Source organism: Pseudoduganella ginsengisoli (genome assembly GCF_009720865.1).
In the GTDB taxonomy this organism is placed as follows: domain Bacteria; phylum Pseudomonadota; class Gammaproteobacteria; order Burkholderiales; family Burkholderiaceae_D; genus Rugamonas; species Rugamonas ginsengisoli.
In genome coordinates, this window is sequence record NZ_WNLA01000015.1 from 89,068 (window position 1) to 116,053 (window position 26,986).

Consider the following 26,986-nt stretch of genomic DNA (forward strand, 5'->3'; position numbering starts at 1 on the left):
TCACGCGGCAACGGCGCCGGTCCGCAGGGCAAATTGCCCCCGGAACTGGCGCGCCAGCACCAGCCACGTGACGGCGCCGATTCCGCTCAGCACCAGCCATGGCAGTGCGGGCGCCTGCAGCGCGCGGCTGCTGTCGGACAGCCAGCCGCCCGCCACATAACCGAGCAAGCCGCCCAGCGCCAGCCCGATGCGGCCCAGGCCCATGTAGCTGGCGCGCGCCGACGCGCGGGCATAGCGGGCCACCAGCGTTTCGCGGGCAGGTTCGGCCACCATCAAGCCCACATAAAACAGCGCCACGGCGGCAAACAGCGAAGGCACGCCGGCAGCCAGCGGCACCAGCGCCAGTGCCGCCGTCATCATGCCCAACCCGCCCAGCAGGCGCACCGGTTCCGTCAGGTAGCGCGCGCCCAGCCGCGCCAGCGGATACAGCAGCAGCACCGACAGTGCCGCATCCATGCTGTACATCCAGGCGACGGCCTGCTGCGTGCCCGCCACCTTCGTCACCAGCACGGGCAGCAGCATCATCAGCTGCACGTTGAGCACGTAATAGCCGCTCAATGCAAAGACCAGCGCCAGGTAAGGCTTGTCGGATAGCGGCGTGCGCAAAGCCGCCAGCGCGCCGGTTCCTGGCGCCGCCACGCGGTAGGCCGGCAGCAGCAGCGCATTGAGCAGCGCCGCCAGCACGAAGACTGCGCAGCCGCTCATCGCCACCCAATAAAAATCAAACGACAGCAGCCATGTGCCCAGCAGCGCGCCCAGCACGGAACACGCGCCTTCCAGTGTCAGCATCAGCGCATAAAAACTGTTGCGCTCAGCAGGCCGCGTCAGCTTGACGGCCAGCGCACCGCGCGCCGGCTCAAACAAACTGCCGCCCAGGCCGGACAACACGCACGACACCATCAGCAGCAACGGATTGTGCGCATACGCCAGCACGGCAAAACCTGCGGCGCGCAACAGCATGCCGGCCACCACCATGGGCCGCGTACCAAATCGGTCCGACAGCGAGCCCCCCACCAGCGCCAGCCCCTGCTGCGCCACTTGCCGGACGCCCAGCGCCATCCCCACCGCAGCGGCAGCCCATCCCAGCTGGTCGACAAAGCGCACGGCAATCATGGGGAACACGAGATAAAAACCCAGGACCACCAGCACGTTGTCCATCACGATAAACCGTTTGCCCAGCTTCCTTGCCCGTTGTGCGCCCTGCATGATGTTCTCCTGGTTGAGGTGTCATGGTAGGGAACGTTCAGCCATAATAGAATCCACAATACTGAAATAATTTCTATTCGATTTTTTTATGGCTAAAAACGATGGCAATTGAATTTGACGACTTGCGCCTGCTGCTGGAAATCGTGGAATACGGCAGTTTCAGCCAGGCGGCCGCGCGGCGGCGCTGGTCGCAGCCGCAAGTGAGCCAGCGCATCGCCGCGCTGGAACAGCACGTGGGCGCGCAACTGTTCCGCCGCCACCGGCGCGGCGCCATGCCGACCGAAGCATGCCTGGCGTTTGCGCCATCGGCGCGCGATGCGCTGGCCGCCATCGATGCAGGCAGGCGGGCCGTCAAAGGCACGCCGGCGCTGCCCAACGTCACGCTGGCCTGCCTGCCGTCGCTGGCGTCGACCGTGTTTGGCGCGCTGCTGCCCGCACTGGCCGCGTCGCCGCTGGAAATCCGCTGCACCACGGACCACTCGCCCATCATCATGGACATGCTGTTGACCGACCGCGCGCAACTGGGCTTTGTGTTGAAGTGCCCGGCCGTCGCCGGCATCCACCTGGAAAGCCTGTGCCTGTCGCCGATCGTCGCCGTGGTGCGCCGTGGCCACCCGCTGGCGCATGCCCGCACGCTGGCCGATGTGGCTAACGCGCAACTTGCACCACAATACTGGGGTCCCGATTGTGACGCGCTGATTGGGCTGCTGCGCGCGCAGCGCACGGTCGCCCAGCCGATCCACACGATCCAGCCATCAAGCGCGGCGTTGGAGCTGGCGCTGGAACATGGATTCCTCACCTTTATGCCGGAAATGGCGGCGGCGCGCCTGCTGCGCACTGGGCAACTGCTGCGTCTACCGCTATCGGACCTGCCCCGCTGGGAGTGGGAATTGATGGTGGCGTGGCGCAGCGGCAAACGGCCCGATCTTGCTAAAGAAGCAGTATTGCAGCAAGTGCGGGCGCTGGCGAAAGACTGGACGGCCCCGCCCATTTGACGCGTAATTGACGCGTAATTGAAACAATGCTGACAAACCGACAAGCAAATGTGTAGTTGTGCACTATCGATGTGACAATGTGCGTATTTTGCGCCCCTAACAATGGTGTACTCTTGCGGTCACGTTATCCCCAGACCCCGGAGAACTGAATGATGATACGGATCCTGGCCAGCATTTCGAATGGCCTGATGCTCAGCGACAAACTGCCACACGGCGAAATCCACGCCAGCCTCCCTGACGACATCGAGCGTCACGGCCAGCTGGAACTGGTATTGTTCGCGACCGATCCTTGCCCGACGCAGCAGGATATCCAGCGCCGCGCACTGATGCGCAGCGCCGACCGCGCACGCAAGCGTAACAAGAAATATTTCATCATGTTTGATTCGCTGTCCAGCGCCGCGCTGAACCAGCCGTCGGAATCGCCGCGTGTGGGCATGGTGGAAGGCTTGATGATGGCCACCGCTTGCGTATTGATGCTGGACGAGCCGCTGCCGGGTGCGTATGAAACCCGTGCCGTGCTGTCTGGTGTGCATGAAACCATCATGGCTGCGGGCTACGCGAGCCGCGCTTAATACAGCCGTTGTAAACGACAACGCCGCGCTCAGATGCGCGGCGTTTTTACGTCCAGGCCGGCAGGGCGGATTTGTAAAATCCGTCCTACGCGGTTTGCGCTACCTCTTGCAATAAATCCTCCAGGATGCCCTGGCCCTGGCGCCAGTCTCCCAGTCCGCTGGCCGCATTGATATGGCCATGCGCGCCAATGGAAATGAAGCGGCTGCCCCATGCCTGTGCAATCGCGGCGGAATACACGGGATTGCTGTAGGGGTCATTGTCGCTGGCCACCAGCACGGATGGAAAGCCCAGGACCTGCAACGGCAGCGGCTTGAAATTGCGCGCCTGCGGCGGGAAATTCGCGCCGTCCGGATCCGGCACTGCCACCAGCAGTGCGCCCGCCACCGGCGCCTTGTGTCCCGCATACTTCGCTGCCCAATGCGCCACAGCCAATGTACCCAGGCTATGCGCAACAATCACGGTATCCGGTCCCAGCTTGCGCACGGTTTCATCCAGGGCCGCCACCCAGTCATGCCTGTCCGGCGTATCCCAATCGGCAAACGGCGCGCGCACATACGAAGGATGTTGCTGTTGCCAGCGGCTCTGCCAATGTTCAGGACCTGAATTGTTGATGCCGGGGACGATCAAGACGGGATGGGGCATTGGACTCTCCTGATTGTTAGGTTCAGTCCATGCTAGCACGCCCCTCCGCGCATGACATCGTTTGTTTTTTTATATCCTTATTCAGCCGCCCGCGCCACGCTGATCTTGCGGATCATGATGGGTGTATGGTCGCCCTGCAGCATCAGCGGCCCCTTGTCGCCTTCGCGGCTATCGAGCGCACCGCCGGTAATGCCGGGGATTTCCTGGCTATCGATGACGGTCACGCCATTTAACACCACGGTGACAAACCGTCCGCTGAGCGCCACTTCCAGCACTTGCCATTCACCCGGCTTGCGCGATGCATTCACTTGCGGGCGCAAGTGGCCATAAATGCCGCCCATGCGCAGCGCATCGGGCGGCATGCCGTACGCATCGCCCAGCTGCACTTCATAGCGGCCGCGCAAATACACGCCGCTGTTCCCGCCCGCCACCGACATGAATTCCATGCGCAGTTTGAAGTCGCCCAGCGGCACGTCGCTGATCAAATTCGTGCACGATGCACTGTTCGTCAAAATCCCCTTTTCGACTTTCCAGCAGGGCTGTGTGGCCGGCTGCTGCGGGCGCCATCCATCGAGGTTGCGGCCATTGAACAATTCCACGGGGCGGCTCCAGCGCTGGCCGGCTTTGCGCGGCAACAGCGGCGCGCGGTGAGCGATCCACGACAGCGCGACACCATCTTCATCCACCGTCGTGCCGCTCATGCGGTCGCCGGCCGCCATGCCGTCGAAGATCAAATCCGCCGTGTCTTTCTCGTACTGGCGCGGCACGCGCAACACCAGCTTGCCGCCGCTGTAATCGACTTCCGACGCGTAGCGCGATGATCCGAACCGGCCCACCATGGTGGCCATCAATTCTGTTTCCTTGCGCAGCCGGATATCGAACCAGCTAGGGTACGTGACGCCATCCTTGCCGGTAATGGTCAAGTTCCAGCGTCCCAGCACGGCGTCGGCAAACCCCGGCGCAGGCTGCGCGGGGGCAGCCGCCACGGAAGCGGCACAGGCAAACCAGGCAGCGGCAAAGGCGGAACGCAACAGCATACAGTCTCATCCATGGATGGCAGCGGCGCTGCCCATGGCTACAGTATGCATGGCGCTCCCTGTTTGATCCATGCAGACAGTTCGTTACAAGCCTTGAACGTTGTATTACCGACAGTTCCCTGTACCCACTGCCATCAAATTGTGCGAAAGTGCAATTTTGCCGTCACGGAGACACCATGACTATGCCGCTGCCCGAGCCCTGCCGCGCTGAACCACTGGAACACGCCCATGCGCTACACGCGGCGTTTTACCGCGATCCGCACTGGCTCGCCGTGGAGCAGGACGCCGTCTTTGCCCGCAGCTGGCAACTGGCCGCCCACGCGGGCAGCCTGGAAAACACGGGCGACCACGTGACCGCGCTCATTGCCGGCAAACCGGTCATCATCGTGCGCCAGCCCGATGGCAGCCTGTCCGGGTTTTATAACGTGTGCCGGCACCGCGCCGGCCCGCTGGCCGTGTGCGATGGCCGCGGCGCCCGCGCCCTGCACTGCAAATACCACGGCTGGACGTATACGCTCGATGGCCAGCTGCGCGCCGCCACGGAAATGCAGGGCGCCGCGCAATTCAACATCCAGGATATCCGCCTGCCCCGCGTGCACGTGCGCGAGTGGCAAGGTCTCGTATTCGTTGCGCTTTCCGATGACGTGCCGCCGTTCGACACGGTATTTGGCGGCATCCGCGAACGCATTGCGCCCAACGATTTGTCCGCCATGCGGTTTGCCAAGCGCGATACGTACCGCATCGCGTGCAACTGGAAAGTCTACGTCGACAATTTCCTCGAAGGCTACCACCTGCCTTTTGTGCATCCGGGCTTGAATAAAGTGCTGGATTACCGTGCGTACGACACAGAACTGTTCGAATGGTATTCGCTGCAGCATTCGCCGCTGCGCAATAACGACGGCATTTATGGCGACGGCGATGCGTTTTACTACTTCGTCTATCCGAACATCATGCTCAACATCACGCCGGGCCGGCTGCAAACCAACCGCATCCTGCCCGATGGCCACGGCCACTGCGTCGTGGAATTCGATTACTACTACACGGATGATCCCGGCGTGCAGGCGCGCATCGAAGCGGAACAGGCGTTCAGTGATGAAATCCAGGCCGAAGACATCAGCATTTGCGAACATGTGCAGCAAGGGCTGGCGTCCGGTTCATATGAAGCAGGCCGGCTGAATCCCAAGCGGGAAAGCGGCGTATGGCATTTCCAGAATTTGCTGCGCGCCGCCTACGCATCGGCCCATGGCTGACCACCATGACCGCCCGCTGGGCTTTTGGATGTGCACGTCGCTCATTGTCGGCAACGTGGTTGGCATGGGTATCTTCCTGCTGCCCGCGTCGCTGGCGCCGTACGGCTTGAATGCGTTTATCGGCTGGGGCGTCACGGTGGCCGGCTGCTGTTGCATCGCCTACGTGTTTGCCCGCTATGCGCAGGCGTTGCCGGACGAAGACGGGCCATATGGCTATACCCGGCGTGCCTTTGGCGGCGGCGTGGCATTTTTTGTCATGTGGTGCTACTGGGTGTCGACATGGATCACCAATGCGACCTTGGCGATCGGCGTGACGGGTTACCTGACGGCGCTGCTGCCGCCGCTGGGGCAGGCGGCGCAACGCTTGCCGGTGATGGCGCCCGTGACGGCGCTGCTGCTGATCTGGCTGTTCACCATCATTAACTTGCTGGGCGCGCGCATGTCGGGCCGCGTGCAGATGGGTTCCACGTTATTGAAACTGTTGCCGATGGCGGCAGTCATCTTGCTGGGGGCGCTGGTGCTGTTTGCGGACCCGCATGCGTACGCGGCGCACCTGCCTGCGACGCCGCTGTCGCTGGAAGCCACGGCGGCAGCCGGCACCGTGTCGCTGTTTGCCATGCTCGGCGTGGAGTGCGCGACCATCCCGTCGGGCAAAGTGGCGCGGCCGGAAACCACGATCCCCCGCGCCACCATTGCCGGCACATTGATTGCCGCGCTGGTGTCGATCGGCGTGTCCGCCGTGCCGCTGCTGCTGTTGCCGCAAGGGGCCGTGGCGCAGTCGGCGGCGCCGTTCGTGGATTTATTCGACCGCTACTGGGGCGCCGATGCGGGACGCTGGGTCGCGCTGTTTGTCGTCGTCAGCGGGCTGGGCGGCCTGAATGGGTGGACCCTGGTGGGCGGCGAACTGACTGCATCGATTGCCGCCAACGGCATTTTTCCTGCGTGGCTGCAGCGGCAAAACCGCCATGGCGCTGCCGGCAACAGCTTGCTGCTGATGGCCGTACTGGCCAGCGCCATGGTGGCCATGAATTACAGCCGCACGCTGGCCGAAGGCTTTACCTTTCTCAGCGTGGTAACGACAGCGGCGAATTTACCCTTGTACCTGGTTGGGGCGCTGGGCTTGTACAAGCTGTGGCGGCGCGGTTTAACCGGCGGCGAGTCATTCTGGCTGCGCGCCTGCGCCGTTGCGGCGGCAATCTATTGCGTGTGGGCGTTGTACGGCATGGGCCGCGAAGCATCGCTGTGGGCCCTGGCGCTGGGCGCCGTCAGCCTGCCGATGTTCTGGCTGGCGCGTCTGCGTCACAAGCGGCAAGCAGCGCAGCGCGCCACTTGCGCGGCGTCATCCCCGTCCAGCGCATGGCCGCCCGGTTGAACGCGCTCTGTTCCGAGTAGCCCAGTAACAGCGCCACTTCTGCCAGCGCCAGCCGCCTGTCGGCCAGATAGCCTTGCGCCAGTTGCCGGCGCGTGTCTTCCAGCAGCGCGCGGAAATGCAAGCCTTGCTGCTGCAAGCGGCGGCGCAACGTGCGCGCCGATGTGCCCAGCGCGGCAGCCACCGCATCGAGCGCGGCGTCGCCTTGCAGCACGTGCGCAGGCAGCAGGCGCCGTACTTGCTGTTCCAGCGCGCCGTCCGCGCCGGCCGCGCGCGGCAACGCTGCCAGCATGGCGTCGGCCTGGCGCTCCAGCATGGCCGCCAGCGCCGCATCGGCGCGGCGCATCGGCAGACCAAGAATAGCGGGTGAAAACAGCATGCGGGTGGCGCTTTGGCCGAACAGCACGGGGCAGCCAAAGGTTTGCGCATACGGCGCCATGTCGTGCGGCGCTTCTTCGACAAAGTGCACGGCCAGCGGCGATGCCGCGTCACTTTCGCTGGCGCCCGTGCAGCGGCGCGTAAAAGCCGCCAGCGCCGCCATGCCGCACTGGTTGACCAGCAAGCCCACCGTGCGGGATTGTTCGCTCCATTCCAGCACCAGCGCGCCGTCGTGCAGGTAATGGCGCACGGGACTCACATCGTGCACCAGGCGCTGGTAGCGCACGTAGCGTTCCAGCGCGCTGGCGGCGGACGCGGACGACAGCAATACATAACCGAGCGGCCCCAGGTCGGCGGGCGTAATCGTGCTGCCCACGTGCAGTCCCAGCGCCGGATCGTGCAAATGCGCGGCAGCCCGCTCCAGCAAGCGGCGCCAGTGCGCGGCGCTGACCGGCGGCGCCGATTCCGCAGGCGCCGGTTCGCCCAGCAGCGCAGGCGCCGCGATGCCGCGGCGGTCCAGGTAATGGAACAGCAGCCGCACGTAGTCCGCGGGCACTGCGCCGGACGGTGTGGGGGAGGTAGAAAGCGCCATGGCCACAATTGTCAAAAACCGTGGCCCATGGTGTCAAGCCGTGTGTTGCAACGCTGCCTAGAATGGCGCTACCAATTACCAGGAGACCGCCATGCCGCCCTCATCTGCCGCCCTCGCCCACGCGCTGGTGCGCGATCCATCCCGCTTCCAGTGGTACGTTGTGACGTTCTTGCTGGTGGTGATCTGGGCCTATGGCGAACAAGCCGCGCAGCGCCGCTGGGGCGTACTGTTTGCCGCACTGGCCTTTTGGCTGATGGACTGGGTCAACGAAATCTGGAATGCGCTGCTGTTCCATTTTTCCGGTTTCGCGCCTGCGTGGAGCACGCCGGGGCAGTCCGCCTACGTGATCCTGATCGGCCTGAATATTGAAATCTGTTTCATGTTTGCGCTGATGGGCTTATTTGCCGTGCGCACGCTGCCCGCCGACCGCCATTTGCGCATCCTCGGCATCAACAACCGCTGGCTGCTGGCCTGCGTCAATTCCACCTTGTGCGTGCTGGTGGAATTGTGGCTGAACCACATCGGCGCGCTGGCGTGGGAATGGCAAGGGTGGAACGTGCGTGCGCCCTACCTGATCTGGCTGATCGGCTACCTGCCGTTTTTCGTGGTGACGTACTGGGTGCATGATATGAGCTCCGTGCGCAAACAGGCTGCCGCGACGGGAGCATTGGCCGCCGGCGTGGCGATGGCGCTCACGGTGTTCGGCGGCGTGCTGGGCTGGATTTGATTGCGTGTTCAGCGCCGCGCCAGCGCCACTTTGGGCAATGGCGCTTCCAGCGGCACTTCCTCATACCATTTGCCGAACAGCCGTTTCAATTCACCGCTGGCGTCCAGCTGCGCCAATGCGCGGTTCAGGCGCGTCATCGTGCTGGCGGCCAGGTGGCGGCCCGCCACCAGATAAAAGCGCTGCGTATCCATCATGGCAGGCAGCACGCGCACCTTGCCATCCAGTCCCGCCTTGCGGATTTCCGCGGCAATGCCGGGCGAGCGGTGATAGTAAAAGCGGCCGCGCCCCGCCAGCAGCTTGCGCAAATTCGTGGCGGCGTCGGTGGCGCCAGAATCAACTGCCAGCCCGCCCAGTTCCCGCAAGCGCGCCACCTGGCCGAAGCCATGAATGGCGAGGATGGTGCCCTTGTCGCCCAGGTTGCGCACGTCATCCCATGACACCACGTCGACCGGATCATCGGAGCGCGCCACCAGATGGTAAGACACGGCAAACAGTGCCGGCTCCGCGTACGACAAGTCGGCTTCACGCTCGCGGGTGCGCATGAAGCCGCAGCCGATATCGAGCGCACCGCTGCGCAATTCTGCTTCCAGCCGGGGCAAAGGACGCCATTGCTGGTCGCCGGTGATGCGCAGGCCGGGGTCCTGCTTTTCAATGGCGCGGTGGATGTCGATGCACAGGCCCGTCGCAGCGCCGTCTGCCGCGACAAATTTCGGAGCAGTGGCTTGTTGTGCGGCGGTGCGCAATTCAATGACTTCGACAGCCCGGGCAGACGTGCCCCATGCCGCCGCTGCGATGGCGATAGCGGCAAAAGCCATGCCGCCGTGCCCCGTGAACTTCATGCCTATCCCCTCTTCCCCGCACCGGTGCCGCCGCTGCGGCCCGTGCTGTAACTATAGGGCAGCTACGCAGGCTGCCTGCCAGTCATTGTAGGCCGCCAGTCCGGGACGGCCATCAGGGATTTTACGTAGCGGGGCTTAACGGCCACGCTCTTGCAGGAATTCCGCGCGGGCCGCCAGCGCGGTATCGGCAAAATCCGAGAACAGGCCATCGACGCCCAGCGCGAAGAATTGCTTGTATTCCGCCTTCGGGTCGCCCTTGTAATCGCTCGCCAGGCGGCGCTTTTCATTGCGGAACGTGTACGGATGCACAAACAGGCCGGCCTTGTGCGCATCGTCGACCAGGGTGGTGGGCGGCAAGGTTGCCGTATCCAGATCATTGATTTTGCCGTCGCCATTGACGTCGGCCACCTTGCCATCGGCGCCCACCGCGCCTTTGACGCTGACGATGTAGCGTTTCCACGGACCGATGCCGTCCGCGTAAGTCTTGATTTCCGCCAGTCCGGCCGGCGTCACCATGGCGGAAAACTGGCGCGTATCGCCTGCCAGTGCCCAGTCATACGGGCGGTCATACGGCGCCGCATACGTCAGCTTGCCCGTCTTCAGGTCAACGTCATCGGCATCGATCAGTTGCACCATTTTTAACGTGGAACCCTTGCTGCGCATGTATTTCAGGCTGCCCGGCTCGAACGACTGGATGTACACCGGAGCGCTGCGGTCCGTCCAGCCGGCGCCGGCCAGCAGTGCCAGCAGCTTGTCTTCCAGCGGCAAGCCTTGCTGGCGGTGGAACGTGGGGTTCTTGGTTTCCGGATAGAGCGCAATGGTGCGGCCGCTCTTCTTGATCATGTCGATGATTTCCTGGATCGTCGCGATCTTGTATTTGCCGTTGAATTCTTGCGGACGCTCCGCATCGGTGGACATGCCGCCCAGCGTCTTGATTTCCGCCAGCGTAAAGTCGCTGGCAAACCAGCCCTCCTGCATTTCGCCATCGACATTCATCGTGCGCTTGCGCGACGCGAATTCCGGGTGCTGCGCGACGTCCGTGCTGTACGCAAGATTCGGGTCATGGCGGGCAATCAGTACGCCATCCCTGGTGGAAATCACATCCGGCTCGATGGCGTCCGCGCCCATTTCAATGGCGCGCGCATACGCTTCCACAGTTTCTTCCGGCAGCGCGCCGCTGGCGCCCCGGTGCGCCAGCACGATCGGCGCCTTGCCATCCAGCGTCGGCAGCGGGTTTTCCGTGCTGCCGCAAGCAGCCAGCGCCGCCAGCAAGCTGGCAGCCACGGTGGTTCGTACGAAGTGGTTCATTGTGCAATCCTTGCCGAGTTAAAGTCGGGGCGGATTGTAGTGAGAATAAATGACAAGATTGTGAATTTGTTACTGAATTCAGTATCGCGTGCGCGGCGCACGGCATCCCTTGCGTGATCGTAGCAAGGTCCGTATAATGCGGGCCCTTCGGGTCGTTAGCTCAGCTGGTAGAGCAGCGGACTTTTAATCCGTTGGTCGCAGGTTCGAATCCCGCACGGCCTACCACGAATTTAGCAGCACATGAAAGGCTCACATGCTTCGGTGTGTGAGCCTTTTTCATATTTGCAAATCGTATGCATACGCTCAGCAAACGCTTCAACTATCTGCGCTAGAGTTTGCCTCTCCTAATCATTCAAGCGATCCCATTCCTAGTCATAGGGATATCACATGGCGGTGTCCGGAAATTCAGTTGGTTATCCCAACCTAACAACGGCCTTAGCGTTGTAAGTAAATACTTCCAGCCGTCCCACCACGATGTTCATTTTGCCGGAAAGTTAGTGCGGGATTCCGTTCGCGCCCGCTCTTTCGGCGCATGGCGCAAATTCCCGATGTGATAAGGGCCATAAGATCGCCATGAAGCGCATCGCGGCGGTGTCCGATCAGCTGACGCAGCCGGACGGCACGAGCAGCCCCAATTGATGACTGTTTCACTCCACTAACTGCGCCATACTTTGCCAAAACATCCATGCTGAAAGGCCGGTCCATGTGCAAAGTCGCCAGATTGTTAGGCCGTGCCAAGCGTAGCACAAGCATGATTTACACGGACCAGGACGTACTGGACCTGTTGAATACCTTAGAACGGGCGCAGCCCTGGTCTTTGGCTGCAGAGATCCTTGCGACGTCAGGGGGCTTCAAGCCGGTATTGCCTCACATCCGTAGAGCCAGAGAAAATTTAAAAAAATATTTTCATTGTGACAATTTGATAGAATCCATAACAAACAATGGTGTACTATTCACAAAAAAATATTTTCAAGCTGAACATTCCGCCACCTAAATAATTCTATGACGACTTATGGCAACCCATTTCTTAATAGCTATTTATGGCTGCCTGCGATTTGCTCATCTGACATAAGTCGATTTGCTCATCTGACATAAGTCGATTTGCTCATCTGACATAAGTCTACAGATTGGCTATTTTGATTTTGACACCATGACAAATAAAAATGCAAAGTCGAGAATTCTTTCTCAACTAGCAGTATACCTTTTATTTATCAATTTAGCTCACGCTGAAAACGCGGAAGTGACAATTTTATCTAAAAGGCTATTAAAAATATCAGAGCTAGAAGATTTTTCGAAATATACAGACATTGCTACTAGCCTCTTTCTAGACGTCACGGTCAAAGATGACCGCGAGGTATTTGTAGAAAATTCATTACTGGGGCGTCGAATTGACCTTCGTTTAAATTCCGATAACGGTCGCTTCGGCATAGTTGCTGAAGGCTTTCAAGGGGGAGTTTTTATTCCCGCCCATAAAGAATTTAGAACTTCCTATTTTTATGTAAAGTTTAACGAAGATTTTTTTTGTTACCCAAGTGAAGAGTTTTTTAAAATATTTGACAATAAGGTCTTCCCCATTACAAGCGCGCCAAGTAGCTACTCTTATCGGCATTTTATAGATGGGAGTAATCAGCGGGATATAACAGCAACATTCAGCAAGCAAAACTGTTTATTGAATATAAATTTTTCTCAAAACATAGATAAAGATTTAAAATAATGCCAACTGTAGATATAAATTTACCGATCTTCCAAGAAATTAAGCCAAAAATTACTCAGGCTATGATAGACCTGATTAATAAATCACCTACCTTAGTAAGTCAAGTTTTGGCGTATAACGATAGAGTTGTGGCAGGAACATTTTCCCCGATAAAAGGAATTTCAGGGGAAGGCTCAGCTTTTATTCAGGTAGATGGGAAACCATACATTAAGGTGGATATCAGCAGTTCTGAGGACTGGATAAGCAATGTTTCTTTCTCGTACGCAACCAATCAAGGAACAAAGACGATCAGCCCCGCAGGTCAATTTGTTGGTCTACTAAGTCATGAGCTTGGACATTTTAATAACATGTCCGACACCAATAAATTACGTTCATCAGTTAGCAAAGGAGATGCGGGATACGCTGAATCACAGGCTTCGTTTTCCTTATATAGCGAGGGTTTGGCTGCTTATAATAATTGGGTCACTCGCAAAGAGATTACTGCAAACGGCGGCGAAGATATCCAGGTCCGTGGTGCTAATTATCAGTATGTTGATACTCCCACAAAAAACATTTATAGTAATATGCTAGCGACTATGGATACAGTCGCTAGTGGTTTGTCCGGAGCGGATCCAGCCACACTGAAAAGCGCCTTAGCTGATATTGCTGCTGGTTATATCGCGAATCAGCATCCGACCACTAGCCCAACAGAAACTTATTGGAACCTGGTAAAGAAAACATATACTACCTCACCAGCACCATCGCAAGTCAATAATGTTACTTTACAAGACGCCAATCACGACGGTTATTATGACAAGATAACCGAGACAAAAGCTGATGGCTCTCAGGCAATAACTTTAAATGGAACGCTATCGCTTTATGCGAATAATGTAGGTATCAATGTGGTAAGAGGCAGCAATGTATCCATTTTAGGTAGCGGTTTAAAAATCGATACCTCCGACGCAAATGTTAGCATCGGCGGCAATGGGAAATCTTCATCAGATGCAGCGCTGAATACGGTTAACGCATTTGGTGAAGGCGGGAAAATCTCGACCTTACCTAATTCTCGAACAAACGTGTTGTCGTATAGCGCGTCGGGCAATATTGATGTAACGGTAGGTGCTGAAACTAACACTGGCGTTTACGGCGGCAGAGAAGCCATTTACTCCTACGAGCCCACTGCGAACTTATGGATTGGTTACTCATTTGATCCTGCAACGAAGATTGGCCGACCAATTTACGTGAACGCTTTAAATGGCGGGACTGTAAGCGTTGTCGATAACTCGAAAGTGTTTATATCGGCACCAACTATCGACACCACCAACACCTACAATTCCAGCATATATATCTATTCTAATTCGTTAGTAGATATTAGGAATCAGCCAGGGCGCAAGGTCTATATGCAGGGCCACGACAGTGAGCTTAATCTTACCGACATGGGTGATAGCGTTTACCTGAATGGTAATCATAATCATATTGATCTTCTTGCTCCAGCCAATAATGTCTATAACAAAGGAGTCAATAATTCGGTAAATGGTTTTACCAAATACAATAACGTATACAATTACGGCTCCTATCTCTATGTTTGGCGGGTTGATACCACAACTATATTTTATAGCACAGATAGCAATAGTAGCGCTAACGCAACTTCACCATACCCCGAATTTTACTTCAGCTGGGGGTTTGGCGGCGATAAAAAACATATTATTGACAATATCCAAGGAAAGAATACTTCGCTTTTCGATACTATCCAAACGTCCGGCAGTATGACTGGAGCAATGAATGACTCGTTGGAGAAGCTTAAATTTGTTACGGATCATTCGATTCCGTACATGGCAAACGGCAACAGATGGGCGACTACGAAAATTACTTGGTCCTTCGGTGATGCAAGTTCAGACTTCACTGGAAAAATAAATGGAAACGAAAAAAATGTAGTTCGTGACGCCTTCGCAAAGTGGGAAAACGCTACTGGTATAGACTTTGTAGAAGTCAAGAGCGCTAGCAAATCGGATATAAAAATAGGTTGGAGCGATCTAAACTCGAAAGCTACCGGTGCTTTGGGTATCACACAGTTTAGCGCCATCAATGGTAATATACAGGCCGGCGCGGTAATCAAGTTAGCTGATCCGGTAAGTAACTCCTTAGTAAAGGAAAAAAGTTCCCAACTAATCTATCAAGGTACAGATTCAACATTGGAACAGGTCGCATTGCATGAAATCGGACATGTTTTGGGGCTGGAATTTGGTACTGCAGTTACCTCAATAGAGAATTTCTATTTGGGCAAGGAAAATAGGGAAATTAGCGATGCAGACGTTAAAGCTATTTATGATATTTACCCTGAGCTCAGCCATTCTGCAGCACTGATCATTGGTCCTGATTGGAGTAATCCGAGTGGACTAATGCTTTAAATGCTTACGAGAGCCCTACTTGTATCGCAGGGCTCTCGAAATCTCGAACGGGGGGCTTCGCCCCACTCGGCCACAGCATGATATGTCCGCCGATCATCCGCGCTAGGTACATGATGCGCCAAGTCAACCATGCGTTAAAACAATGCCCAGGCGCCGAGAGCGCGCTGGGCCTTGTAGACACTCCAGCGTCCTCGCCCGCGCGCAAGCACTGTACGATTAGGTAGTCGGCCCTGAACAAATACAGCGAGCCCGAATCTAAAGGCGAAATGGCCCAAAAGTACTGCTGAGATTTGCAAGGTTTCGCTAGAATGGTGGCAATTCCTTGCAAATTTTCGAGGGTTGAATGGGACCAAAGCCAGCCGGACCACAAAGCAATGACATGTTCCGCCAGCGGTTGGACGAACTGGTGAACCTCCAGCACCCGTTGGCCAGGCTGGCCCAGCACATTGACTGGCAAGTATTCGAAGAAAAATGGGCGGGTCACTTCCCCTCATCGCGTGGCCGTCCGGCCACTTCAACTCGGCTCATCGCCGGCCTGCTGTATTTGCAGCACACGTTTGCCCTTTCGGACGAGGACGTGGTGTGGGGCTGGGTTGAGAATCCGTATTGGCAGTTGTTATGCGGCGAAACCTGGTTCCAGCACCGGCCACCGATTGACCCCAGTTCGCTGACGCGCTGGCGCAAGCGTATCGGAGAAGAGGGACTGGAATGGATGCTGACGCAAACCATCAAGGCGGCCGAATCGGCCAAGGTGGGGTCAAGCCGCAGAGCTTCCAGAAAGTCATTGTCGACAGCACCGCGCAGGAAAAAGCCATCGCCCATCCCACCGACAGCAAGTTGCTGGAGCGGGCCAGGCAGCAGTTGGTCAAACTGGCCGCCGAGGCCGGACTGGCACTGCGGCAGAATTACAACCGCGAGGCGCCAAGGCTGGCGGTGCAGGTCGGACGGTATGCCCATGCCAAACAGTTCAAGCGCATGCGCGGCAGCCTGAAAAAACTGAAGACGATTGTTGGCCGCGTCTGGCGCGACGTGGAACGGCAGAGCGCTAGGATTCCGGAGGCGCTGCAAGGCAAGGCGGCCGACCTGCTGGCAAAGGTCAAACGGTTGGTGGCACAGAAGCAGCGCGACAAGAACAAGCTCTACAGCCTACATGCGCCAGAAGCAGAGTATATCGCCAAAGGCAAGGCGCGCCAGCCGTATGAATTCGGGGTGAAGGTTTCCATCGCGACCACGCACAAAGAGGGTTTGGTGGTGGGCATGCGGACCATGCCCGGCAATCCCTACGATGGCCACACCTTGCTGGAGACCTTGCAACAGGTGGAGATCCTGACCGACTGCCAGCCAAGGGAGGTCTTTGTTGACCTTGGCTATCGCGGCGCGGACGTGCCGCCCGGCACGAAGGTGTACCACCACAAGCTCAAGCGCGATATCACGCAACGCCTGCGCCGCGATATCCGACGGCGCAGCGCCATCGAGCCGGCAATTGGGCACATGAAGAACGACGGCAGATTACGGCGGAATTGGCTGAAAGGGGCGGACGGCGATACCTTCCATGCGCTGCTGTGCGGTTGCGGCCATAACCTGCGCATGATTCTGCGGAAGCTGCGGCTTCTTTTTGGCCCGAATGTGGGCTGGCCACTACTGATTCACCTGCTTCCGGTGCTACGGCGACGAATCCTCGGGGGCGGATCGGGCCAGTCCGGCCAATGCGCGCCCGGGACCTTTGCACATTGGCGACCGCGCGCCAGCGAAATTTGATTTATTCAGGCCGGACTAAAGAGAATAGATAGATATTTTCCAATCTTCAATAAAGTTCGCATTTTGTCTTTCTGGACAAGAATTTGAATAGCTGCGCGAGAGGCCGCACGACTGTTAAGGGCAATGCGTTTTGAATTTGACAGTTGCGAGCTATACATTAACTGAAATGACTGGAAAAAATGCATTCCCAGTGCTGCCAACAGGAATTTTTCCTGATATTTCTTGCAATTAGGTAAAATGCCCCCCTTCATTTACCGACCGCAACGCTAGCATGGCAGACGACTACAGCAGTTCCACTAACACCCTCGGCCGCCTGGCAGTCGGCGGCAAGATTACCGGCGAGTTCGAAACCTCTTCCGACCGGGACTGGTTCAAGATCCGCCTGGAACAAGGCTTCACGTATTACTTTGCCATGACCGGGGCGGAAAAAGGCGGCGGGACGTTGACCTCGACGTCCAATGGCAGCGCGGCGGCGCTGTTCATCTACGATGCAAACGGCTATATGGCGCAAGGCTTGTCGCGCATTTCGCCCGTGACGGGCAACCTGCCAGCCATGCCGTTCACCCCGGAACGTACGGGCGACTACTTCGTCGAAGCGCTAGGCTGGAATACGGGTACGTACACGATTACCGCCAGCGCAGGCCCCAAGGACGACTACAGCGACTATTACAGTGACGCCACGAGCCTCGCGCTGGGCAGCAGCAAATCCGGCGTCATCGGCACCATCAACGATTTCGACTGGTATTCCAGCATCTTAACCTCCGGCAAGCTGTATGAATTACGCGTGACCGGCGCGCCGGACGTGACATTCGGCCGCGACATCTACACCAAGGGTGGCAATTCCTACACGCTGAACGTGACGGGCCAGACGCTGACTGCCGCCGTCGAGGCCGGTGGAATTTATTATGCGGCAGTCACGTCGCCTACCGGCACAGGCAATTACACTGTCAAACTGACGGAATTAGCCGATGATTTCCCGTCCAATGCTTCGACAACGGGCCAGTTGTCCGCAGGCGGCAGCGCATCCGGCCGTTTTGAGGCCGCCAACGATATCGACTGGTTCAAGCTCGACTGGGCGCCGGGCCAGGTCTACCAGTTCAGTGCCGATGCCGGCGCGACGCTGGTTTTGAAGACCATCGATGCCAAGGGCATGATTTCCGAAGATGACATCGATCCGGCGTATGGGTATCTTGCCGCGCCCGGCGTTACCGCCTACCTGGCCGTATCGGGCAGCCAGGCCGGCGCCTATACCGTCTCGCTGGCGCCCGTACAGGATGACGTCGGCTGGAACAAGTTCGCCCCGCTGGGAACACAGCAGGCCGTTGACGGCCGTATCGACTACCTGGGCGACAGCGACGGTTACACGCTGCCAGTCCTGGCGGGACACACGTACCAGCTGACCCTGACTGCGCCACCCGCCGGCCAATATGCTATCCCTTACCTGCAACTGGACGTCGTCAATCCATCGGTGCAATGGGGCGGCATCATGCGCGAGATCAGCGGGACGTTCCGCACGGACAACGCCACGACCATCAGCCGCAGTTTCAAGGCGCTGGAAGACGGCAGTGTCAAGGCGCTGGTTTCGCGCAATGGCGAGACGGGACAGTACACGCTGACCGCAACCGACCTGGGCGCCGATGATTTCGGCGACAGCCGCGCCAGCGCAGCGGCCGTCACTGTCGGTTCCACCACCAGCGGCCGCATCGACGCCGATTTCGACGTCGACTTCATCCGGTACACGCTGGATGCAGGCGTCAGCTATGTGTTCACGACAGGCGGCGAACTGGCCGGCAAGCTCGCCATCAGTGGAATCGGCCTGCCGCAGTATTCCAGCACGGCCGCGATCAAGCAGTACGTGACGCCGGTCGTCAGCGGCGACTACTATTTCGGTTTATCCAGCGCCACGAAAGGCAATTACACGATCCAGTCGGCACTGGCCGCGGATGATTACGCGGGTAACGCGTCCACCAGTGGCAAGATCAGCGTCGGCGGCAAGGTAGAGGGCGTACTGGAGAGCACCGTGGACAATGACTGGTTCCGCGTTGACTTAGTGGCTGGCAAGACGTACGACATCAGTTGCCCCGCTGGCCAGCCTCAGCTCACTGTTCACGATGCGCAAGGCAATCTGCTGGTGACCACGCCGCAATTTTTCGATGCCCGCATGGCGATCCAGTACACGCCGACCACCAGCGCCGCGTACTACATCGGCGTCCATTCCAGCATAGCAAGCGGCCTCATCGCCACCAGCTACAGCGGCAGCAATCCGTATACCGTCGCCGTTGCCGAGGGCAAGCCCGACGACGTGGCCGTCCCCCGTACTGTGGCGCTTGGTGCGGAAGTCACCGGCAACAACGAGTCGGAAAGCGACGTGGACCAGTTCCTCGTGACACTGGACAAGGGCCACGTGTACAAGCTGGCGCTGGAGGCGTATGAGCGCGGCAGCTACGGCGGTTTCTACGGCAAGCTGACAATCGACCGCGTGGCCGGCAATACCGTGCTCGAATCGCTTGGCGTCACGCGCAGCGACAGCGGGGCTGCCTACACGTTCGTTGCCGACGAGGCGGGTGTCTATCGCATTTCGCTGCGCAGCAGCACCTACTCTGCGCAGGGCTACCGCTTCAAGGTGGAAGATAGCGGACAAAAGGATGATTACGCCAACACGCAGCCCCTCACGCCCACGATTGCGCCGGGAGACAAACTGGCGGGCGCCCTGGATTACCAGGGCGACATCGACGTATTCAGCATTGCAGTGCAGGCCGGCCAGACTATGAACGTGGCATTGTATGGCGCTGCATCGGGCCTGGGCACGCTCGATACCGGCGCCGGGCTGAAATTCGAATCATTGTATGGCGGCTTCTATGCCGGCAACGTACCGCACCTGGTCTTCACTTCATCCACCGACACGATCATTCCCATCAGGGTCAGCGGCAGCAACCTGGGCAGCTACGTACTGCAAGTCACTGACGTCAGCGGCGACCACCGGTCGCCCAAACTCGTGAAAGGGCTGGCAGGCACATTCTTCAGCGGCAGCGATATCGTCCTGGCGTTTGACGAAGCCCTGATGCCGGCAGCGAACCGCTACGGCAGCTTCGTGGTGTTCGACGCCAGCGGCAAGGTCGTCACGAGCGCGGGCGCCGACAACAGCACGCAGGTACGGATTGCTGACCATACCGTCAGCATCAAATTGCCGTCCACCCTGCCCGTCGGCGCGGGGTATTACCTGTCGGCCCCGGACAGCTTTGCCACCGATTTGGCGGGCAATGCTATCCACCTGCTCGACGGGTTCACGTTCGACGTGGTGGCTGCGGCCACGTCGCCCGGCCCAGGCAACGACTTGTACGCCGGCCGTCATGACGGCAGCCGGATTGACGGCGGCGCCGGACGCGATACTGTCCGCTACGATGGCACCGCCGCCACGCATAAGGTCAAGGCGGCTGGCGACGGCAGCTTTACCGTGGCGTACGGGAACCTGCCCGCCGATACGCTGGTGGGCATCGAGCGCCTGACCTTCACCGGCGGCGGCGATGCCCTGGCGCTGGACGTGGACGGCACGGCCGGCATGGCGTACCGGCTTTACCGGGCCGCGTTCAACCGCGCCCCTGACCAGGTCGGCGCCGGCTACTGGCTGGCGCAAATGGACCAAGGCAAGAGCCTGCGCGACGTGGCGCAATCGTTCCTTGCCAGCGACGAGTTCAAGGCCCGATACGGCGCCGCGCCCACCGACGAGCAATTTGTCGCGAGCCTGTACCAGAATGTGTTGCACCGGGCCGGCGAAAGCACCGGCGTCGATTACTGGAATGGCGTGCTGCATGGCGGCGCCAGCCGCGCCGACGTGCTGGTGTCGTTCAGCGAAAGCGCAGAAAACGTCACGGCCGTCGCTGCTATCATCGGCAACGGCTACAGCTACACGCCGTATAGCTGACCGCGTAGCGGGTCCCAAACTGTCACTGTCCGCCGACTGATACAGCATGGGTCCGCTGCCGCCGCCTTGTGCCTTGTCCGTGCCGCTGCCCAGTCCTAGACTAGGCACATTGCCACGCTGCGGACCGTACACCATGATTGAATTTATCCCCCTGATCAGTTATTGCTTCGTCATGTCGGCCACACCCGGTCCGAACAATGTCATGCTCGCCATCACGGGCGCGAATTTTGGCGGGCGCGGGGCGCTGCCTGTGATACTGGGCATTCAATCCGGCCTGTTCGTGCAAACCCTGCTGATGTGCATGGGACTGGGCAGCGTCTTTACCGCCTACCCGCTGGCGCAGCAAGTGCTGCGGATGACCGGCGCGCTGTATCTGGTGTTTTTGGCATGGAAGCTGTGCCGGACGTCCACCGATACGGGAAAGGCCGCCACCGCGGTATCCTTTACCCAGGCCGCCACGTTCCAGGCGCTGAATCCGAAAAGCTGGCTGCGCTCCATTACCGTGGCTTCCGTCTTCATGCCTGCCGGGCAAGGCACCGTAGCCAATGCGCTGCTGGTCACGCTGACAGGCGCCATGATCGGCGCCGCCTGCAACACCATGTGGGCCATGTTCGGCATGTCGATCCGCCGCGTACTGGCCGATCCCGGCAAACAGCGCGCCTTCAACTGGACCATGGGGGCTTCCTTGCTGGTTCTGGCGTTGATGTTTTTGCGCTAGACTTGCCCCATGTTCGCCATCGACCGCACTTCGTCCATTCCCCTGTCCACGCAGATTGAACACCAGCTGCGGCACATGGTCGAGAGCCGCGCCTTGCCCGGCGGCGCCAAGCTGCTGTCGATCCGCCAGCTGGCCACGCAACTGGCCGTCAGCACCAATACCGTGGTGACGGCGTACGACCGGCTGGTTGCGGCAGGCATTATTGATTCGCATGGCACAGCGGGATTTTTTGTCTGCGCGCGCCATGACGCCGCCACGCCGATTCCCGACGAAGCCGCGCTGGAAGCTGGCGAAGAGCAGGAACCGGTCTGGCTGGCGCAGCAGGCCAATGACCAGCGCGCCGGCATCCTGCTGGCCAGCAGCGGCGCGCTGCCGCCCGCATGGCTGGAAGATGCGGTGCCGTCCGCCGTCGTGCAAAAGGCGCTGTCGCGCAGCGCTGCCGGCATGGCGTCGCGCTGCCCGCCGCAGGGTTTGCCGGAATTGCGTGAACAGGTTGCGCTGCTGTTGCGCGGCGTCGGTGCGGACCTCGACGCCAGCCATATCCTCACGACGTTTGGCAGCACGCACGCGATTGATTTAATTTGCCGCAGCTTCCTGCAGCCCGGCGATACGGTGCTGGTGGAAGATCCCGGCTACTTCCTGATGTTCGGCCGCTTGCGCCAGGACGGCATCCGCCTGGTACCCATCACGCGCCGCCCGGACGGCCTGGATTTGCAAGCGCTGGAAGCGGCATGCCGCGAACACCGGCCACGCCTGCTGTTCGTGCAGACGGCCTTGCATAATCCCACCGGCTGGAGCAGCAGCGCCGCGAATTTGCACAAAGTCTTGATGCTGGCGCAGCAATACGGCTTCCTGATTGCCGAAGACGACGTGCACGGCCACTTCCAGCAAGGCCACAGTACGCGGCTCGCTTCCCTGTCCGGCCTCGATGGCGTGATTTACTATTCCAGCTTTTGCAAGTCGCTGAGCCCGGCCCTGCGCATGGGCTATATCGCCGCCGCTCCTGCGTTGCTGAAGGTGCTGATGCGCACCAAGATCCACTCCGTCATGACGACGCCCGCATTGAATGAATACGTGCTGCTGGAAATTCTCCGGGCCGGCAATTTGCGCAAGCACCTGGACCGGCTGCAGCGCAAGATCATGGCGGCCCGCAATGCCTGCACGCGCCAATTGAGCGCCGCGGGCGTGCTGTTCGAGCAGCCCGGCGATGCCGGCTTGTTCCTGTGGGGGACCATGCCGGAAGGCGTGGATGTGGACTTGCTGGTGCAGGATGCTTACCGCAACAAGATCTTGCTGATGCGGGGCGCCGCATTTTCCGCCAATGACACGCCCGACCGGCACATCCGCTTCAATGTGGCGTTCAGCCAGCATCCCCGCCTCAGCACTTACCTGCAGGAGCGCCTGCAGGCCGTGGCGGGCGCCCGCGCCAGCTGGATGCGCGACGCCGCGCTATGACGCCATTATGGCTTGCTTAACTTCCCGTGGATCTCGTTAATCATCATCAGTGCAGCGGTACCGTATAACTTGTGGTATTCCGCCACCATTTCGCCATTGATGATGACGGGGTCCGTCGCCACCAGTTTTTTCGCTTCTTCGATATCGGGCACGGCAAAGATGAACATGCCGCGCCATCCGTCCACGCCGTCATACGGTCCGGCCACCACCAGTTTCTTTTCCTTGGCCAGCCGGCCGATATTTTCAAAGTGGCCCTTGAACATGGCGTCGCGCTCGGGACCGGCGGGCATTTGCTTCGGGCCGGTTTTCAGCAGCACGTACACGTAGCTGCGCATGCCGCGCTGGTCGGCGCCCAGCGACTTGGCCAGCGCTTCATCGAAAACCTGGGCGTCGGCGGCCTGGCTCAAGGGGGCTGCCGATGCAGCCAGCAGGAAGGAAGCGGTGACGAACGTGTGGCGCAGCATGGAAACTCCCGGCAAAGTGGTTAAAACATCCAGTCTGCCGCAGCGGGCGGCATTGTCAAGCGTGGTGCACTTCACGCCACAGCCAGTTGACTATCTGCGCCGCGAGTGTGCTACGCTGGCTGTATTGCTGCCAGCGACCCAGCCCACGTGCGCATCTTTGCCGCCATTACTGCCATTACCACGACATTGGCGTCCGCCGCGGCGCTGGCGCAGCCGCCTGCCGACACCATCACGGTCGGCGTATTCACTGTCGCCCCCTATGTGATCGCGGGCGATACGGGACCGCACGGCGCGCTGGTGGAATTCTTTGAACGCGAAATCGCACCGCGCATGCACGTGCGCTTTCAATGGGAGCGCCCTACCACGGTGGCGCGGCTGGAGCAAAACCTGATCGCGGGCCGCGTACTGTTTACGCCCATCCTGGCAAAAACGTCGGCCCGCGAACAAGCGCATATCCAGTTCGCCGGCGAACCGCACATCCGCTTTACGCCGGCTATTGCGGTGCTGCCGGAGCATCCGCTCAATGCCTTGACGGCGCCGTCGGACCTGGCCGGCGTGACGGTCGGCTGGGTACAGGCAGGCGCGCTGCCCCCGTTCATGCACGATCCGCACATCCGCCTCGACCTGGCCGGCGCCATCGACTGGGAGCGCACCAATCTCGACAAGCTGAAGCTGGGCCGCATCGGCGGCGCCTATTTTTCCGACCGCCAGACCGCGCGCTACTTTGCCGCCCGCAACGGCCTGCGTTTAAAACTGCTGGACTTGCCCGTGCCGGGAACGGCGCTGTATGCGGCCTTTTCCCCGTCTGCTCCGCCCGAACTGGTGGAGCGCTACCTGCGCGTGGCCAGCGAAGCGTTTGCCAACGGCCGCTTCAATGCCTACCTGAACCGCGCCATCGCCGAGCAGTGACGGGTCAGCGGTACCGCTTCGGCTGCCGCTTGCGCTCCGCCGCATTCTGGTCGCGCAGCAGCGCATCGACCTTTTCCGACGCCATGCGCGACAATTCCAGCGCGGCTTCCACGTCGGGGAAAAATTCCGGCAAGCGGTACCCCAGCCACGCATACGCCGAATACAGGCGGCACATGTCTTCCACGTCCTGCAAGTTCATGTAGCGCATCGGCTGGTCATTGATCTTCACGTGGCTGGCCTTGCCCCGCGACAGCGCCAGCGCCCACTGTTCCCACGCATGCTGCAGCGACATGACTTTGCTGGACACAGGCACCAGCGACAGCGTGAATTTGTCGGCTACCGACAAGGGCAGCGCATCGAGCCACGCGGCCCGCTCGAACTGTTCTTCCGTAATGCGCGGATAAAAGAAGCCGTCCGGCACGTCGATGTTGTGCACGAAGCGCTTCAGCAAGCGCGCCAGCGACGTTTCCGCCGTCACCGATGAAATCAGGTGCAAATGTTCCAGTGTCGGCGCGACAGAAAACCCCGTGGCATTGAGCGGCGCCGGCTTTTCCTTCAGCAGCGCGCGCATCACCTGGTGCGTATCGTCGTCGAACCCGGCAACCAGACCCTCTTCATGGATGCCGTAGCGCCCCGCCCTCCCCGCAATCTGGCGCGCCAGCGCGGACGGGATTTCCTCTTCTTCGCGGCCATTGTATTTCACGGTGGTCGTCATGACGATGCGCGAAATCGGCAAATTCAAGCCCATGGCAATGGCGTCCGTCCCCACCACCACGTCGGCCGTGCCATCGCGGAAGCGCTGCGCCTGCGCACGCCGCACTTCCGGCGACAGGTTGCCGTACACGGTGGCGGCCGACAGGCCCATTTCCGTCACCATGTCGCGCCACATCAGCACGTCGCGCCGGGAAAATGCGATCAGCGCATCGCCGCGACGCACGTTTTTCAATTTGCGTACGGCAGACGGTTCCATCGCCAGCGGACCTTTGCGTTTCAACAGGTGCACTTCCAGCGGGCACTCCAGCCGCTGCGCCAGCGCTTCAATGGCTTTCCTGGCTTCCGGCGCACCCACCAGGTACACGGTGCGCGCTGGTGCGCCGCAGACGGCGGCAGTCCACGCAGCGCCCCGGTCCGGGTCCGCCAGCATCTGGATTTCATCGATGACGGCCACGTCGACCGAGGTGCGGGTATCAAGCATTTCCACCGTGCTGGCCACGTGTGTGGCGCCTTCCACGATGCGGCGCTCTTCGCCCGTCACGAGGCTCACGGCCAGCGGCTTGCCATGGCGCGTCACGGTTTGCAGGCGCTCGTAGTTTTCCAGCGCCAGCAGGCGCAATGGCGCCAGATACACGCCGCTGCCCGCCTTCGCCAGCGCTTCCATGGCTTTATGCGTCTTGCCGGAATTGGTCGGGCCCAGGATGGCGATGAAGCGGCGCGGCATGCGGTGCGCCGTCGTGAATGAGGCAGGATATTCGCCCAGGCTGATGCTCTGGCGCGTACGCTCCGCATGGCGCTCTTCGCGCTGGCGCTCGACCGCGTGCTCCAGGCGCAGGCGGATGCGGCCGCACACTTCGCTGCCCAGATCCGACGTCTGCAAGTCCGACAGCGTATGCAGGAAAGCCATCGGATCCATGTTGTAATCGTCGGCTTCCACCGCGATGTCGCGCACGAATTCCAGCACGTACGCGTGCAGGTCGCGCACGGCTTTTTCGCCGCTGCGTTCGCGCAGCAGGGCCAGCCGCGTGTCGCGGTCCATCTTGCGCCACTTCGATGGCTTGGCCAGCACGCCATATTGCGGCACCAGTTGGTAAGGCACGCGCAGCCCCGCCTCTTCCACCACGCCGGCAAAGCGCAGGAACACGCGTCCTTCCATCTTGACCAGCGTAATGCCGCGTTCGGGCAAACCCAGCGCTTCGCACAGGCGCTCGTCGTCATCGTCGTGCGGCGTCAAGGAGGTTTCGTTGGCGTGGGTGCTGGTCATGGTGTTTCCTGCATGGTGTTTCCTGAATAACTGGTGCCTATTGGGCTGCAAGTATAGCGCCCCGCGTCCTGCTTGGTGGGCGGCAAGGTACAATCGTGCCTCAGCCGTATGTAGGCGCCAAACCGTTGTACCGAATTGAACCATGCCGCAAACCATCATTACACCTGTTCACCACGAACTGGTCATCAAGAAAAGCCGTTTTATTGCCTGCGTCCAGCCCATGCCTGACCGCGCTTCCGCGCAAGCCGTGGTGGCGGAATTGTGGGCCCAGCATCCAGGCGCCGCGCACGTATGCTGGGCGCTGCTGGCTGGCGGCCAATCGGCGGCAGTGGATGACGGGGAACCCAGCGGCACGGCCGGGCGGCCCATGCTGGACGTGCTGCGCCACCAGGACCTGGAAGGCGTGCTGGCGACCGTGGTGCGCTACTTTGGCGGCGTCAAGCTGGGTGCGGGCGGCCTGGTGCGCGCTTACACGGACAGTGTGGCGCAAGCACTGCTGACGGCGCAAAAAGTCGCTATCATCCGCCAGCAAACGTTGCGCTGCACGGCGCCGTATGCCATGGAAGGCTTGGTGCGGCGCGAAGTGGAACTGGCGCAGGCCAAGCTGGTGAACGTGGCCCACGGCGACGACGTGCTGTTTGAATTTTCGCTGCCACAGGAGGCGGCGCCGGCGCTGGTGTCGCGCCTGACGGAAGCGGGCCACGGCCGCATCGTGTGGCTGAAGGACGACGAGCCGGGCAACGGCGGCTGACTGCCCGTCCTCCT

The 26,986-nt window shown here is 60.0% G+C and carries 20 protein-coding genes, 1 tRNA gene and 1 pseudogene; 14 read left to right on the forward strand and 8 right to left on the reverse strand.

The features are described 5' to 3' along the window. Positions 1 to 1,206: an MFS transporter gene (locus GM668_RS20280; protein WP_155440769.1), complete on the reverse strand. Its 1,206-nt coding sequence runs from the start codon at positions 1,204 to 1,206 to the stop codon at positions 1 to 3. Between the two features lie 101 nt (positions 1,207 to 1,307). On the opposite strand from GM668_RS20280, the gene GM668_RS20285 reads away from it, so the two are divergent. Further along, positions 1,308 to 2,201, forward strand: a complete 894-nt coding sequence (locus tag GM668_RS20285; protein ID WP_155440770.1) for a LysR family transcriptional regulator — start codon at positions 1,308 to 1,310, stop codon at positions 2,199 to 2,201. A 149-nt stretch (positions 2,202 to 2,350) separates the two neighbouring features. Further along, on the forward strand, positions 2,351 to 2,773 hold the full coding sequence (locus GM668_RS20290) for a hypothetical protein (RefSeq protein ID WP_155440771.1): 423 nt from the start codon (positions 2,351 to 2,353) through the stop codon (positions 2,771 to 2,773). 85 nt (positions 2,774 to 2,858) lie between these two features. Here GM668_RS20290 and GM668_RS20295 read toward each other — a convergent pair whose 3' ends face one another. Both GM668_RS20295 and GM668_RS20300 read right to left on the reverse strand, forming a co-directional pair. Continuing rightward, positions 2,859 to 3,416, reverse strand: a complete 558-nt coding sequence (locus GM668_RS20295) for an RBBP9/YdeN family alpha/beta hydrolase (RefSeq protein ID WP_155440772.1) — start codon at positions 3,414 to 3,416, stop codon at positions 2,859 to 2,861. Between the two features lie 77 nt (positions 3,417 to 3,493). Beyond that, complete coding sequence (locus GM668_RS20300; protein ID WP_155440773.1) at positions 3,494 to 4,453, reverse strand: 3-keto-disaccharide hydrolase; 960 nt, start codon at positions 4,451 to 4,453, stop codon at positions 3,494 to 3,496. A 176-nt stretch (positions 4,454 to 4,629) separates the two neighbouring features. Here GM668_RS20300 and GM668_RS20305 point away from each other — a divergent pair, with 176 nt between their 5' ends. Continuing rightward, positions 4,630 to 5,703: an aromatic ring-hydroxylating oxygenase subunit alpha gene (locus GM668_RS20305; RefSeq protein ID WP_211923426.1), complete on the forward strand. Its 1,074-nt coding sequence runs from the start codon at positions 4,630 to 4,632 to the stop codon at positions 5,701 to 5,703. After that, on the forward strand, positions 5,696 to 7,075 hold the full coding sequence (locus tag GM668_RS20310; protein WP_155440774.1) for an APC family permease: 1,380 nt from the start codon (positions 5,696 to 5,698) through the stop codon (positions 7,073 to 7,075). Before GM668_RS20305 ends, GM668_RS20310 begins: the two co-directional genes overlap by 8 nt. On the opposite strand, the gene GM668_RS20315 is transcribed toward GM668_RS20310, so the two are convergent. After that, the gene (locus GM668_RS20315) at positions 6,969 to 8,042 is read right to left on the reverse strand and encodes an AraC family transcriptional regulator ligand-binding domain-containing protein (protein WP_155440775.1); all 1,074 of its coding nucleotides are present in this window, start codon (positions 8,040 to 8,042) and stop codon (positions 6,969 to 6,971) included. The genes GM668_RS20310 and GM668_RS20315 overlap by 107 nt on opposite strands. A 91-nt stretch (positions 8,043 to 8,133) precedes the next feature. Between GM668_RS20315 and GM668_RS20320 the strand changes: the two genes are divergently transcribed. Continuing rightward, on the forward strand, positions 8,134 to 8,769 hold the full coding sequence (locus tag GM668_RS20320; RefSeq protein ID WP_155440776.1) for an AF_1327 family membrane protein: 636 nt from the start codon (positions 8,134 to 8,136) through the stop codon (positions 8,767 to 8,769). A gap of 8 nt (positions 8,770 to 8,777) precedes the next feature. Here GM668_RS20320 and GM668_RS20325 read toward each other — a convergent pair whose 3' ends face one another. Both GM668_RS20325 and GM668_RS20330 read right to left on the reverse strand, forming a co-directional pair. Beyond that, the gene (locus tag GM668_RS20325; RefSeq protein WP_155440777.1) at positions 8,778 to 9,608 is read right to left on the reverse strand and encodes a substrate-binding periplasmic protein; all 831 of its coding nucleotides are present in this window, start codon (positions 9,606 to 9,608) and stop codon (positions 8,778 to 8,780) included. Positions 9,609 to 9,743: 135 nt separating this feature from the next. Further along, positions 9,744 to 10,916 (reverse strand): glycerophosphodiester phosphodiesterase, encoded by a 1,173-nt coding sequence (locus tag GM668_RS20330; protein WP_155440778.1) that lies wholly within the window; start codon positions 10,914 to 10,916, stop codon positions 9,744 to 9,746. A 149-nt stretch (positions 10,917 to 11,065) separates the two neighbouring features. On the opposite strand from GM668_RS20330, the gene GM668_RS20335 reads away from it, so the two are divergent. From GM668_RS20335 to GM668_RS20365, 7 genes and pseudogenes are all read left to right on the forward strand, one after another. Beyond that, positions 11,066 to 11,141, forward strand: a tRNA-Lys gene (locus GM668_RS20335). A 925-nt stretch (positions 11,142 to 12,066) separates the two neighbouring features. Beyond that, positions 12,067 to 12,630, forward strand: coding sequence for a hypothetical protein (locus tag GM668_RS20340; protein WP_155440779.1), 564 nt, complete (start codon positions 12,067 to 12,069; stop codon positions 12,628 to 12,630). After that, on the forward strand, positions 12,630 to 15,017 hold the full coding sequence (locus GM668_RS20345) for a matrixin family metalloprotease (protein ID WP_155440780.1): 2,388 nt from the start codon (positions 12,630 to 12,632) through the stop codon (positions 15,015 to 15,017). The genes GM668_RS20340 and GM668_RS20345 overlap by 1 nt, the downstream gene beginning before the upstream one ends. A gap of 343 nt (positions 15,018 to 15,360) precedes the next feature. Continuing rightward, positions 15,361 to 16,775, forward strand: a pseudogene (locus GM668_RS20350) (IS5 family transposase). 271 nt (positions 16,776 to 17,046) lie between these two features. Next, positions 17,047 to 20,697, forward strand: coding sequence for a DUF4214 domain-containing protein (locus GM668_RS20355; protein WP_155440781.1), 3,651 nt, complete (start codon positions 17,047 to 17,049; stop codon positions 20,695 to 20,697). Between the two features lie 133 nt (positions 20,698 to 20,830). Continuing rightward, positions 20,831 to 21,415, forward strand: a complete 585-nt coding sequence (locus GM668_RS20360; RefSeq protein WP_155440782.1) for a LysE family translocator — start codon at positions 20,831 to 20,833, stop codon at positions 21,413 to 21,415. A gap of 9 nt (positions 21,416 to 21,424) precedes the next feature. Beyond that, a complete protein-coding gene (locus tag GM668_RS20365; protein WP_155440783.1) occupies positions 21,425 to 22,870 on the forward strand; it encodes an aminotransferase-like domain-containing protein in 1,446 nt (481 codons plus the stop codon). Positions 22,871 to 22,875: 5 nt separating this feature from the next. On the opposite strand, the gene GM668_RS20370 is transcribed toward GM668_RS20365, so the two are convergent. Continuing rightward, entirely contained in the window at positions 22,876 to 23,334 is a 459-nt protein-coding gene (locus GM668_RS20370) for a YciI family protein (protein WP_155440784.1), read from the reverse strand. 147 nt (positions 23,335 to 23,481) lie between these two features. On the opposite strand from GM668_RS20370, the gene GM668_RS20375 reads away from it, so the two are divergent. After that, positions 23,482 to 24,243 (forward strand): substrate-binding periplasmic protein, encoded by a 762-nt coding sequence (locus GM668_RS20375; protein WP_170305730.1) that lies wholly within the window; start codon positions 23,482 to 23,484, stop codon positions 24,241 to 24,243. A 4-nt stretch (positions 24,244 to 24,247) separates the two neighbouring features. On the opposite strand, the gene GM668_RS20380 is transcribed toward GM668_RS20375, so the two are convergent. Further along, positions 24,248 to 26,221: a helicase-related protein gene (locus GM668_RS20380; RefSeq protein ID WP_155440786.1), complete on the reverse strand. Its 1,974-nt coding sequence runs from the start codon at positions 26,219 to 26,221 to the stop codon at positions 24,248 to 24,250. Positions 26,222 to 26,363: 142 nt separating this feature from the next. On the opposite strand from GM668_RS20380, the gene GM668_RS20385 reads away from it, so the two are divergent. Beyond that, positions 26,364 to 26,972: an IMPACT family protein gene (locus GM668_RS20385; RefSeq protein ID WP_155440787.1), complete on the forward strand. Its 609-nt coding sequence runs from the start codon at positions 26,364 to 26,366 to the stop codon at positions 26,970 to 26,972. Positions 26,973 to 26,986 lie beyond the last annotated feature (14 nt).